The organism is Chitinophagaceae bacterium (assembly GCA_030053935.1).
In the GTDB taxonomy this organism is placed as follows: Bacteria; Bacteroidota; Bacteroidia; order Cytophagales; family JASGCU01; genus JASGCU01.
This window is the reverse complement of the sequence record JASGCU010000042.1, coordinates 1-12978: the sequence shown is the minus strand read 5'-3', so window position 1 is coordinate 12978 and position 12978 is coordinate 1. Positions and strand designations below refer to the sequence as shown.

Genomic DNA, 12978 nt, shown 5'->3' with positions numbered 1-12978 from the left:
AGAGTAGAGGATATGTAGAGTAGAGGATATGTAAAAACTGAACTCAAAGATTATAAAGGAGCAATAGAGTATCTTACCCAAGCATTAAGATGAACTCTCAAAATGAACCGCCTTATGCTGGTAAAACTTTTACAAAAAAAACTATTGAACTATAAAGGAGCGATAGCTGATTATACGAAAGCAATAAAAACCAATCCATTTAAGAACATACTCATTAACTCAATTACAAATAGTATGACAGCAGAAAAATACATGTTAGAAGCACTGAAACAAATGAGATTGAAAGACTATACGGGAGCGATACAAAGTTATACTCAAGCAATAGAAGAGAAACCTGAACACGCAGAAGTTTTTTACAAAAGGGGAATTGCAAAAACAAAACTCAAAGATTATAAAGGAGCTGTAGAGGATATTACCCAAACTATTACCCTGAACCCACGCTATGAAGGAGCTTATTCTAGTCGGGGAATTGCTAAAAGTAAACTATTAGATTATAAAGGAGCAATAGCTGATTATACGAAAGCAATAGAAATCAATCCTCACAACACACACACCTTTATGAATCGAGGAATTGCAAAATATCGCTTAAAAAGGTATACGGAAGCAATGGAAGATTTTAATCAGGCAATCAGAATCAATACTCAATATGCCCCAGGTTATTACGGTAAAGGTATTGTAAAAGATGCACTAAAAGATTACAAAGGAGCTATAGAGGACTTTAACCAATCCCTAAAAATCGAACCACGAGATGCGAATACTTATTATTTTATAGGAAAAGTAAAATATACACTACAAGAATATATGGAGGCAATACAGAACTTTAACCAAGCAATAAAGCTTAGCCCCAAAGATGCAGATATTTTTTATTTTAGAGGGAAAGTAAATTATACCCTACAAAACTATAAAGCAGCAATGGATGACCTGAACCAGTCCATAAAACTGAACGGAACAAAACCAAAACCTTATTATTATCGAGCAAGAGTAAAAATAGAGATAGCAGATTATACAGGAGCTTTCAAAGATTATGTGGAAGCTCTCAAACGGATTTTTTAAAAACATATTAGAAAAAATAGGTTTAAAACCCAAGGAAGTTATTTTTGCACTCAAATGTGAGTATACCTCTTTTTGAGTAAAGAAGGAAGTTTATACTGTAGCCCTACATGAAAGTTTATGACAGAAGTATGGTAATTGGCAATAGCAACAGACAACTCCATTGCTTTTATTTTGACAGATAGTCCGCCTGAAATACCTAAAAAAGCAAAACTGTTTTCATTACTGAGTTCTTGGTTTGCTTTATAATTATATCCGAGCATTATGATGACACTTTTTTTAATAAGTATCTCCGCTCCAAAAGATATGTGCTGAAGCACATTTCGCACAACACCAGGAGAATAAGTTTTAGAGATGATCTTACCCGAAGGATCGTAATAAAGTTTCCTAAAAAAAATAAGGTCTGTTCCCGTAATAGAAAACCTTATGGGGAGTTTCTCGGGCTTAAAAGTAATACCTAATTGCATATCAAAAGGAACAATCAGCTCCCTATTGGTATAGTTTTTGAGAATCCATCCTATGTTTTTGAAACAAATTCCTATTATAATTTTGTTACCCAACATATCAAATGTGCTACCTATATCAAACAAAAGCCCATTAGAATAGTAAGAGGCAATATTATCAGAGACATACTGAGCAGATACCCCCATCACAAAATGCCCTTTTCTATTGCTATAAGAAACTTTTACTCCCGTCTGGTCTACAGAAAAATTACCCTGCTGGTTTCCATATATATCATAACCCGTAAAACTACCATAACCAAAATTTACCAATCCCAATGCTATATTGCCCCATTCTTTCAAAGAATAATTATATGCAAAGTGATGAAAAGAACTACTTACAAAGTAATACGTATATTGATAAGTAATGCTATTGTGAGGAACAGAATCTAAAAGAGCGGGATTGGAATATACTAAACTCAAATTCCCATAGCTCAAAGAAATATTATGCCCCCCTAAAGCCGCCTGACGACTGCCAATAGGGATTTGTAGAAACCTATAGGTATCCGTTATAGATTGCCCTTGTGAAGGATGTTTACAAACAAAAAATATAACGGTAGAAAAAAAGAAAAAATATATCAGTGAAAAGTTTTTTTTTATAAAAAGGATATAATTCATAAATGCTGCTTTATTTTTTCTGTGATGGAGTACATTTCCTCTTTTGAAAAAATGAGCTTCGTCTTACTAAAATTCATATCTGCCATACTATTCACAGGTACAAGATGCAAATGGGTATGCGGAACCTCCAATCCTATTATAGACAGACATACACGACGACAAGGGATAGATTTTTCTATTGCCTTTGCTATTTTTTTTGCAAAAAGCAATATATTTTCTAAAACAAAATCTTCTTGATCAAATATATAATCTATTTCTTTTTTAGGAACAACCAAGCAATGTCCCAATACTAAAGGATTCACATCTAAAAAAGCAATAAAATTATCATCCTCACACACAATATAAGCAGGTATCTCTCTTTTTATTATTTTACTGAAAATAGTAGACATATTTTTATATTATTATATAATTATTACTATGAAAAATTCTAAATTACAAAAAAAAACTTAATATACATTTTTCTTATTATAATTGTATGTTTTATTATTATTTTTATGCATCAAAACCTTTTATTAGACACAGAATACATTCATATTATTGAGAAAGATTTTTTAGAGGTAGCGAGTTCTCTCCAGGAGGCATCTTCTCGAATAAGAATACAAAGAATTTCAGAACACCCTATTTTTATTGTTTCCCCTACAGAAGTCAATATAGGTATTTTATTTATTACTCAAGAGGAAGCGAAGACAAGCCATTACTATTTTGCAAGCAGATTGGAAGAGTTTGTGGAAAGAAAATTTATTATAGATACACAAAAATTTTTAGAAATCTATAAAAATCCCGAAGAATATGCCTGTTTATTTATAATTAATACAGAAAAAAAATACAAGGACTTTATTTTTTTACCATTTTCTACCCTATAAAACTCAAAAAATGATACTCAAGACATTGGTAAAAATAAATACTGTCACTAATTTAAGCGATGCCCGATATGCATCTGCTATGGGAGTCCGTTTTTTAGGATTTAATATCCACGAGTCCTCCCTAGATTATATAAACCCACAAAAATTTATAGAGATTACTTCCTGGGTAGCAGGGGTTTCTTTTGTAGGGGAAATATATAAACCCATTGCTCAAGATATATTCCAACATAATTGTCTATCAAGATATGTTTTAGATTTTTTAGAAACAGATGATGATGAACTTATTCCCATGTTAGAAAAAACAAATATTCCTCTTATCCTAAAATTGCCTTTAGAAAAACTATTTGTCTTACCATTTTCACCTGCTATTAATTATGTAATTATTGCTGAACACAATGGAGATGAACAGGCAATCAAACAATATCTAAAGCAATCTCCGTATAAAATTCTCCTATCAGAGAATTTTTCAGAACCCATAATAACAGAATATGTAGAAAAAAAACGAATATCAGGTATCTGTCTCAACAGTGGGTACGAAGAAAAAATAGGATATAAAAATTACGATTCTTTAGAAAAAATTTTAGAAACACTAACGGTGGAATAATATAAAAAAAAATATGTAAAAAAAGTTCATTTTTTGTTATATAATTTACATTATGTTAAGTAGAAAAAGGTAATTGAATATTCGGAAGATTTCTTCTATCTATGAAAGTTTTTCTTCTTCTATGCTTTGTGTTGTTGTTTCATTACTTCTGCTCACACTCAGTATCATACCTACTCCTACCCCCATAAAAATTTGCGAAGTTCCTCCCATACTTATAAGAGGCAGCGGAAGACCTGTTATAGGACCTAACCCTACCGTTACTCCTATGTGAATCATGGCTTGTAATACTATACAAAAGCTGAGAGCAGCACTTAAAAAACCTCCGTATGTGCTTTCCGATTTTATAAATATAATCATCCCTCTGTAAAAAAGAGCTAAGTAAGCAAAAATAATAACCACTCCTCCGAGCAGTCCCAATTCTTCTATTATAATAGCATAAATAAAATCAGATGGGGAGTGTGGGAGGGTGTTTTTTTGAGTGCTATTGACCAATCCTTCACCGAAATATCCTCCATTTGCTATGGCTATGTAAGAATTTGTGGCTTGGTAAGGAATACTATCGCTATTGGTAATGATGGGTATAAATGCGGTTATTCTTTTTTTTACTGTTTCCCCTCTTTCCCCCCAAATCAGTGATATGGAAGCGACTACTATTCCGAATAAAAACAGACGTCCTAAATATCTATGAGGTATTCGCCCAAAAAACATAATCACCATACATGTAAAAAAGATTAAAATAGCTGTAGAGAAGTTGGCAAGGGCAATAATTCCGCAAATAATACATATCCAAAATAGCAAGGGAATGAATGTTTTTTTGATAGATTCTTCATCCTCTTGATGTTTTGCGAGTATCAGAGAAACTTTTACAAAAAGTGCTAACTTTGCTATGTCTGATGGTTGAAATTTTTGATTAATGAATGGAATGGTAAGCCATCGAGATGCGTTATTAATGATAGTTCCTGATTGCCAAGTGATAATAAGTAAAGCTATAGATATTAAGAGAGTAAAATGAGAGAGTTTTAGGTACATTCTATGGTCAATTCTGTGGGTTACCCAAGCAGATAAAAAGCATATCACGGTGGTTATTATATGTTTGAAAAGAAAATATTCTGTATCACCTGTTTTTCTAAAACTCATCGTCCCCGATGCACTGTATACAATAACTATACTGAACATACAGAGAAAAGAAAATATGAGCCATATCACGCGGTCTCCTTGGAAATATTTTTGAATAAATGTATTCATTTTTTAATGGATAAATGTGTATAATTTTTCGCCTGCCCGTATGTATGCTTGTATAAAATTTTCTGCGGGAGGAATGGGGCAAGTGTAAGTGCTATCGTAGTGACAATAGGGATTGTATGCTTTATTAAAATCTAACAATATTTCTTTGGTATTTTTTTTTATTTCTACGGGTAGATACCTTCCTCCCGTATATGTTTCTGTTTCATTGGTGGAATCTAAAAATGGAATAAAATATTCTTGAGAATCTGTGTTTTTCAAAAGGATGAGTGAATGTGTTTTTCCCTTTAAATAAAACTCTACCGAAGCAATTTTTTCAAAAAAAACAGTGTTATTATCACTACTCATAACTTCTATGAAATTTTTTTTTTTTAAAAAATGGACTTTGGAAAGAACACGATAAGAAATATCTACGGGATAGTAGTGAAGTTTTTTTAAATCTTTTCCTTTCAGCGGTGAATTGTCTGATGAACGCATAAAGGTATTTTTCTCCTCTCGTTCTTTGTAAATAAGTGTCTTGTAATATTGTTCATTGGGATAAAAAAAATATATTCCCACTCCTATTAATACAAAAATAAACGATGTAATATAGTATTTTTTCATACGGTATCTATAAAATTTTTTTCCATTTTATTAAAAATAATAACCCCAAGCAACAAAATAATCCCTGAAATACCCATCACTACCATGAGATTATATACGTTAAAGATACCTATTCCCAAGAGGCACTTTCTAAATCCTTCTAAAAGATATGTCATAGGATTAAACATCAAAAAAAAACGTCCTCTTTCCGACATGCCCGAAAGAGAGTATACCACAGGGGTTGCATACATTAAGATTTGGATTCCAAAGGTGACTAAAAATGAAAGGTCTTTATATTTTGTAGTCATAGACGAAATAAGCATTCCTAATCCTAATCCTTGCATTGCTATCAGTATGAGAATAATGGGCAAACAAAGAGTATACCAAGTGAATGCTATGTCCATACCATTTATAATATAATAAACATATACTCCCAACAAGAGTATAAACTGCACGATAAATTTAATAAAAGTAGAAAGCACTATACTTAAAGGCATTATTATTCTGGGAAAATATACTTTACCGAACATAGAAGCATTATCTCTGAATACTGTGGATGTTTTGGTAAAGCACTCCGAGAAAAAAGTCCAAGCGGTTACTCCCGTCAAATAAAATAATGTATGAGGTATGCCATCTGTTCCCATCCCCGCAAGTCGTCCAAATATAAACACATAAGTAATGGTCATAAAAATGGGTTGGGCAAAAAACCAAACAGGACCAAAAACTGTCTGCTTATAAAAAGCTACGAAATCCCTTCGGGTCAACAAAAATAATAAGTCTCTATACCTCCAAGTATCTCGTAAACGTAAAGATACTACTTTTTTATTTGCATGGATTACTATATCCCAATTTTCTTCTTCTTTTTGTAATTCTTTCATATTGTTATTTTTTTTATATTTTTAAAGTGACTCCTGTCCCATTTACATCGGGGTATATAATTTTTTTTGATGTTATTTGGACACCATTTGCGGGATCACTTTCTTCTTTGAGAAGCAATGCTCCATCCATATCTACATAATCTAAAAGTGGAACTAAATGCGCTATGGCAGATATTCCAACAGTGCTTTCTGTCATACATCCTACCATCACTTTTAAATCTAATGCTCTTGCTTTTTTTATCATACTGAGAGCGGGGGTTATGCCGCCACATTTCGTAAGTTTAATATTAATTCCATGAAATTTTTTATGACAGGTAGAAACGTCTTCTTCTTTTACACAACTTTCATCTGCTATAATAGGAAGCTCACTGTTTTTATAAACTATTTCCATTTCTTCTAGGGTTTCTGCTTTCATGGGTTGTTCTATAAATTCTACTCCTAAAGCTGCTAATAATCTACTATTCGCTATAGTTTCTTCTTTTCCCCAAGCACCATTTGCATCTACCCGAAATATTGCTGAGGTACAATTTCTCAATTCTTTTATAATGTTGATGTCTTGAGTAGTTCCTAATTTAATTTTATAAATATCCCAAGGGGTATCTCTCATTTTTTGTTTCATCACTTCTATACTATCTAATCCTATCGTATAATTGGTATGAATAAGAGGAGCAGAAATATCTAATCCTAAAAATTTATAGAGTGGTTTTCCTATAATTTTTGTAAATAAATCATAAAAAGCCATATCTAAAGCACATAGTGCAAAGGAACTGAGCTTATGAGTTTGTTGTAAAATATTGTAGAATGTATTGGGATCTTTCCACTCATACATTTCTATTATTTCTCTTACTGACTCTATCTGATGTATCATATCATCAGTGCTGACCTGATAATATGAATTTTCTGTCGCTTCCCCAAATCCTTTTATACCGTTTTTTTCTAACTCTACTATGAGTGTATTTTGAGTATCGCGTGAGTGGTATGAAATAGTAAATTTTTGTTTTAGCACTAATGTAAAGAGATGTATTTTTAATTGTATCATAAAGAGTGATAAAAATTAATGGTTAGTTATGACAATCTGTTTTTGTAATCTTCGTAACCGAATTGTTTTATTATATCTAAAGTGTTGTTTTCTCTCCAAATGGCAATAGAAGGGTGTTTTATACCGTTAAAAGTGGTTGTTTTTACCATAGTATAGTGTATCATATCTTCAAAAATAATATTTTCTCCTATTTGAAGGGGCTTTTGAAAATAATAATCTCCCATAAAATCACCTGCTAAACACGTAACCCCTCCCATCCTGTATGGGATACCATGAGGTATGGGTTCTGTGAAAGCATTTTTTATCTTTGGTTTGTTGCCCATATCTAAAAAATCGGACATGTGGCAGGAAAAAGAAGTATCTAAAATTGCCGTTTTTACTCCTCCGTTTTCTACAATATCTAATATTTTTACTACTAAAAAACCTGTCTCCCATGCTACTGCGCCACCAGGTTCCAAAATAATTTCTATTCCCCATTTGTTTCTAAATTTTTGTAAAATATCTATAAGATGTTCTACATGGTAATTGCTATCTGTCATAAGATGCCCTCCTCCCATGTTTATCCAACGAATATTTTTTAAAAAACAGCTAAATTTTTTTTCTACAGATTCCATTACTCTTTCTAAAGAGTAAGAATTGGATTCGCAAAGGGTATGAAAGTGGAGACCTTCTATTCCATCAGGTATTGTATCAGGAAATGTTTCAATGGTTATACCTAATCGGGATTGAGGGGAAGAGGGATTGTAAATATCATATTTTACGTCCGAGCATTCGGGGTTTATTCGTAAACCACAGGAAACTTTAGACGATAGGGTTTTTAATCTATTTTTGAATGTATTATACTGAGAAATAGAATTAAAAGTAATGTGGCTGCTGAGAGATGCTATTGTATCAAAATCTTCTTCTCTGTAAGCTACGCAGTAAGTGTGGGGTTTTACCCCCATCTCTTCCCAACAAAGCATGGCTTCGTGAAGAGAACTTGCGGTTGCCCCTGGTAAATACTCTTTTATCTTTCTAAAAGCTCCCCAGAGAGCAAACCCTTTGAGTGCCAATATTATTTTTACTCCTGCTCTCTCTTGAATAGAGTGCATTAACTCTAAATTTTTACGGAGCAAAAACTCATCCATTACATAACAAGGGGAAGGAACAAGGGAAAAATCTATCATCTTATTGTCTATAGTGTACAGGTTTATATTCATAATTACAACGAGTATTATATAAAATATATACAAAAGAAATACCTATAAAATAATACCAATCATTGTCATTGGGATTCCCGTATTGATAATTTTTTATATAAACAGAACCATCAGATACTCCGTCTATATCATCCGTAAATAATTTTCTCAGTCCTCCTTCTATACTTATTGCATATTTTTGTCCTATGAGCTGTTTAAAACCAATTCCAAAAGGAATCCCAAAACGAACATTGCTCAAAAAATTATTTTCTTCCCTTGGAATATGAAAAAAACTCAATCCTCCAAAGAGATAAGGAGACCATCTAATAGGAGAATGGATATTTTTGTAATCTAAAAAATAATATTCCATAACTCCCGAAACTTCTGTTATACTTGTTTTGAAAGACGAACCTCTTTTTTTTCCTAATATATCTACAAAATTATCATCACTCCCCTGCAACCCCCCTACTAATAAAGAATATCGAGTACTCACTACATTACTGTGATTCGCTCGGAATAAAACATCAACCCCTAAGCTAAAATTTTTAGGATATACACCTCTATTTATATCGCCAATATAACCTAAAGCTCCTATCCCCGTTCCAAATTCTATATGCTGGCATCGGGTAGTACGGACAATAAGCATAAAAAAAAATGTAAAAAAAATAGTGATTACTCTTCCAAAAACATCTCTGTTATTCATAATAAATAGTAAATGAAAAATATTATTCTTGATAGTTAATTTGATAAAGAGAGTTATAATACGAAATTATTTTTGTAACATCCGAAAGAGTATTGTAAGATAGATTATTTTGCTTTATATATGTTTCGACTTCTTTCCATTTATCTTCCATTATAGGAGACATCTCTTTTTTGCTCCCTTTAAAAATAGTTATATCACCTACTTTATTTAAAAGATAAAAAGTATATTCCACTCTTTTTCTATTTGTATTTCCATAATTTGAGTATGGGTTAGCGAAAGAACTTATATTTTCAGAAACTATATACTCTCGGGCTAACAAACTAATCCTTCCTTCTTGAATAAGTTCAAAAAACATGGGGACTTTATAACCAGATTCCGTAGAAAAGTCAAGAGAATAAAATATACGATAATATTTATTCTTTTCGTCAAATATCTTATAATATAAAATATTTCTACTACTTACGGTGGCTATTTTATCTCTTTTTTTTATCTGTATAATATTTTGAGATAAATCGTATTTTATAGAACCCGATAAGGTGTCATTATATTCAAGAGTTATGACAAACCCTTCATGCCAATAATCTGAAGGAATATACTGACAATACCCATTGAAAATAGTACATAAAAAAAAAAGAAACAGATACTGCCTCATAAAAAATCTTTAATTACTGTTATGAAAATAATTTTGCACATCCTCGTCCTCCTCTAATTTAGAGAAGAGTTTCTGTAAGTCCTCTTCTTGTTCTTGAGAGATTTGCTTCGTAGTAAGAGGAATTCTTTCAAATTCTGAACTTATAATTTGGTAATGTTGTTCTTCTATAAATTTTTGGATAAGATTATAGGATTCAAACTTTCCGCCTAAAATAATAGTGTTATTTTCCTCTAATTCTACCTCTTCTACTCCCGAATCTATGCCTGCGAGTTCCAAATCTTCTACATGAATACTTTCATCTTTGTGTATCTTAAAAATACATCTTCTTTCAAAAAGAAAATCAAGAGAACCCGTAGTGCCTAAACTCCCTCCGCATTTGGTAAGATAGTTTCTGATATTGGCAACTGTGCGAGTGGGATTATCTGTAGCGGTTTCAATAATTATGGCTACTTTATGAGGACCGTATCCCTCATAAACAATTTCTTTATACTCTTTTTCATCCTTGGAAGATGCTTTTTTAATAGCCCTCTCAATATTTTCTTTTGGCATATTTGCTGTTTTGGCATTTTGGATTGCCGCTCGCAGCCGAGCATTGGTATGAGGATCCACTCCCCCATTCTTTACGGCAATAGCAATATCTTTTCCTATGCGGGTAAAGGTCTTTGCCATCATTCCCCATCGTTTTAATTTTCTCGCTTTTCGGTACTCAAATGCACGTCCCATATTTTTTTAATTTATGTATGTAAATTTTCAAAAAAGTTATACAAATAGTAAATATAATTTTTTATAGGAAAGTATTGTTTTTATTAATTTTTTCTACTCTTTTTTTATGCCTTCCTTGTTCAAAAGGGGTCTCTAAAAATAATGTTACTATACGAAGTGCCATTTCTATGGAAACAAATCTTGCAGGGATACAAAGTATATTAGCATCGTTATGTTGCCTCGCAAGAATAGAAAGTTCTTCATTCCAACAGATTGCTGCTCTTATACCATTATATTTATTAGCCGTAATAGCTACCCCATTCCCGCTACCACAAATAAGTATTCCAAATGAATATTCTTTTTGGACAACAGAAGAGGACACAGGATGTGCAAAATCGGGATAATCTACCGAATCCATACTATAAGTTCCGAAGTCCTTTATAATATATTTTTTTGTTTGAAGAAAAGAGATAATGCTTTGTTTGTACTCAAAGCCCGCATGGTCACTACCTATAGATATTGTATTCAGCATTGTAATGTATGAGTGAGTGAAAAAAAATATGTTTTTACAAAGATATATTTTTTTAGAAACTTTTACATTTCCTTCTCTTTTTCTCAAAAAAAATCCATTTCCTCATTTTTTTTACTTGCAATCTTATACTTCAATCAACAGATACCACGATTTTTAAGTGTAGATTATATTTTAATACTAAAAAAAAACGAAGAAATGAAAATATTTTTAGGATACGTACAGCATAATAGTCATTAACAAAAACTTCTACGCATGTAAAACAAGTAATTCATTATATAAACAGACCGGGTGTTTGGATATTTTTTATCTCTATTTTAAGGAGTATTATATTAAAAAAACAAGGTATTTAATCTATTATTTTTAATTTTTTAATAAAAAAAAGAATGTTATTACATAAAAAAAAGAATAGATTGTTAAAAAAGTAAATAGAAAACTAATTTATCAAAAATAATTTTTAAAGAATTTTATTATTTATTAAAATTAAACTTACATATCATATAAAATAATTAAATACATCAAAATGAATAGAGCATTATTGTTTTTAGGAATATTTTTTACTATTCTTTTAAGCACAGCTGTATATGGGCAAAAAGGTAGTTTGTTTAGAGCACAAAATCTTTTGGTAAAACCAGATATCGCAGGTGCTAAATTAGAAATAGATTCTGTGATAAAAATAGAAAAGCAAGCACAGAAGCCGGCAGCATGGAAAACAAGAGGAGATATTTATGGGGCTATTTATAACAGTGATGATCCTGCAATACAAAATCTTTCTCAAAACGCGGGGAAAGAAGCGGCAGATTCATACAGAAAAGCTCTGAGCCTTATGAAGCCCTCAAATCTTGACTATGAAACCATGCGTCAAGAAATAGAACTTATGTGGGGAAAAGCAATTAATAAGGGGGTAGAATACAATAATAGTAAAGATTATATCAACGGATATAAACAATTTGCTATAGCACAACAGATAAAACCCAACGATACGCTTTCTCTTTTGAATGGGGCTATAATGGCACAACAAGCAAAGTTATATCCCGAAGCGATGCAGTTTTATTCTCAATTAGTGGATATAAACAAAGCAAATGAAGATGTTTTTACATACTATATTAATCTTCTCAGAAGTGAAAAACAAGATGAGAAAGCATTAGAAATATTAGGAAAAGCAAAAGAAAAATACCCTCTTAATGCGGACTTTGCTAAGGAAGAAATAAACTTATATCTTACCCTTAATAGATTAGACGAAGCAATAGAAAAGATAGAAAAATCACTAACGCAGAATCCTAATAATGTAAGTTATAGATTAAATCTATCTATATTATATGACCAAACAGCCAGTAATTATTTGAAAAATGATGACCAAGGAAATGCAAATATTTGGTTTAACAAGGCAAAGGAATCATATATAAAAACATTAGAATTAGACCCCGAAAACTATTCTGCACTCTATAATATAGGCGTTTTGTATTATAATGAAGGTATACTCATTCAAAAACAAAAAATAGAAATTGAAGACAAATCAGATAAAATAAGATTGAAATTCAAAGCATCTAAAAACCCAGCTGAAAAAAAGAAGTTAGATAACGAGATGATACAATTAGAAAAAGAGGTAGCAAAAGTAGAGGAAGATGTAAAAAAAGTAATGATTCTTTCTCTCCCCTATTTTGAAAAAGCAATGAAAATCAATTCTATAGAATGTCAACTATTATACAATATAAATAGGATATACTATATTTTAAAAGATAATACCAAACAAGCAGAGATCGACAGCAAAATAAAAGAAAATAAATGTGATTAAATAAATATCTTTTATAGATGCTCAATTAAAAAATATTTCTTTA

General features: G+C 31.4%; 15 protein-coding genes. 4 read left to right on the top strand and 11 right to left on the bottom strand.

Annotated elements, in window-relative coordinates; genetic code table 11:
* Positions 1 to 102: 102 nt before the first annotated feature.
* Positions 103 to 1053, top strand: coding sequence for a tetratricopeptide repeat protein (locus QM536_05795; GenBank protein ID MDI9356521.1), 951 nt, complete (start codon positions 103 to 105; stop codon positions 1051 to 1053).
* A 50-nt stretch (positions 1054 to 1103) separates the two neighbouring features.
* Here QM536_05795 and porQ read toward each other — a convergent pair whose 3' ends face one another.
* Both porQ and QM536_05785 read right to left on the bottom strand, forming a co-directional pair.
* Complete coding sequence (gene porQ / locus QM536_05790) at positions 1104 to 2168, bottom strand: type IX secretion system protein PorQ (protein MDI9356520.1); 1065 nt, start codon at positions 2166 to 2168, stop codon at positions 1104 to 1106.
* A complete protein-coding gene (locus QM536_05785) occupies positions 2165 to 2557 on the bottom strand; it encodes an HIT family protein (protein ID MDI9356519.1) in 393 nt (130 codons plus the stop codon). Before QM536_05785 ends, porQ begins: the two co-directional genes overlap by 4 nt.
* 105 nt (positions 2558 to 2662) lie before the next feature.
* On the opposite strand from QM536_05785, the gene QM536_05780 reads away from it, so the two are divergent.
* Positions 2663 to 3031 (top strand): hypothetical protein, encoded by a 369-nt coding sequence (locus tag QM536_05780; protein ID MDI9356518.1) that lies wholly within the window; start codon positions 2663 to 2665, stop codon positions 3029 to 3031.
* A 10-nt stretch (positions 3032 to 3041) separates the two neighbouring features.
* Positions 3042 to 3635: a hypothetical protein gene (locus QM536_05775; protein MDI9356517.1), complete on the top strand. Its 594-nt coding sequence runs from the start codon at positions 3042 to 3044 to the stop codon at positions 3633 to 3635.
* A gap of 99 nt (positions 3636 to 3734) precedes the next feature.
* On the opposite strand, the gene QM536_05770 is transcribed toward QM536_05775, so the two are convergent.
* The 9 genes from QM536_05770 to rpiB all read right to left on the bottom strand — a co-directional run bounded on the left by QM536_05770 (position 3735) and on the right by rpiB (position 11143).
* Positions 3735 to 4880 carry an FtsW/RodA/SpoVE family cell cycle protein gene (locus tag QM536_05770; protein MDI9356516.1) on the bottom strand — a complete coding sequence of 382 codons (1146 nt, stop codon included), beginning with the start codon at positions 4878 to 4880 and terminating at the stop codon, positions 3735 to 3737.
* A gap of 3 nt (positions 4881 to 4883) precedes the next feature.
* Positions 4884 to 5480, bottom strand: a complete 597-nt coding sequence (locus QM536_05765) for a DUF1684 domain-containing protein (GenBank protein MDI9356515.1) — start codon at positions 5478 to 5480, stop codon at positions 4884 to 4886.
* Positions 5477 to 6337: an ABC transporter permease gene (locus QM536_05760; GenBank protein ID MDI9356514.1), complete on the bottom strand. Its 861-nt coding sequence runs from the start codon at positions 6335 to 6337 to the stop codon at positions 5477 to 5479. The genes QM536_05765 and QM536_05760 overlap by 4 nt, the downstream gene beginning before the upstream one ends.
* A 13-nt stretch (positions 6338 to 6350) precedes the next feature.
* Positions 6351 to 7376 (bottom strand): dipeptide epimerase, encoded by a 1026-nt coding sequence (locus QM536_05755; protein MDI9356513.1) that lies wholly within the window; start codon positions 7374 to 7376, stop codon positions 6351 to 6353.
* A 26-nt stretch (positions 7377 to 7402) separates the two neighbouring features.
* Positions 7403 to 8575: a carboxynorspermidine decarboxylase gene (gene nspC / locus QM536_05750; protein ID MDI9356512.1), complete on the bottom strand. Its 1173-nt coding sequence runs from the start codon at positions 8573 to 8575 to the stop codon at positions 7403 to 7405.
* Positions 8544 to 9257, bottom strand: coding sequence for a DUF6089 family protein (locus QM536_05745; protein MDI9356511.1), 714 nt, complete (start codon positions 9255 to 9257; stop codon positions 8544 to 8546). Before QM536_05745 ends, nspC begins: the two co-directional genes overlap by 32 nt.
* A 22-nt stretch (positions 9258 to 9279) precedes the next feature.
* Positions 9280 to 9909 carry a hypothetical protein gene (locus QM536_05740; protein ID MDI9356510.1) on the bottom strand — a complete coding sequence of 210 codons (630 nt, stop codon included), beginning with the start codon at positions 9907 to 9909 and terminating at the stop codon, positions 9280 to 9282.
* A 9-nt stretch (positions 9910 to 9918) separates the two neighbouring features.
* On the bottom strand, positions 9919 to 10632 hold the full coding sequence (locus QM536_05735) for a YebC/PmpR family DNA-binding transcriptional regulator (protein MDI9356509.1): 714 nt from the start codon (positions 10630 to 10632) through the stop codon (positions 9919 to 9921).
* Positions 10633 to 10693: 61 nt separating this feature from the next.
* Entirely contained in the window at positions 10694 to 11143 is a 450-nt protein-coding gene (gene rpiB, locus QM536_05730) for a ribose 5-phosphate isomerase B (GenBank protein ID MDI9356508.1), read from the bottom strand.
* 520 nt (positions 11144 to 11663) lie between these two features.
* Here rpiB and QM536_05725 point away from each other — a divergent pair.
* On the top strand, positions 11664 to 12935 hold the full coding sequence (locus QM536_05725; GenBank protein MDI9356507.1) for a hypothetical protein: 1272 nt from the start codon (positions 11664 to 11666) through the stop codon (positions 12933 to 12935).
* Positions 12936 to 12978 lie beyond the last annotated feature (43 nt).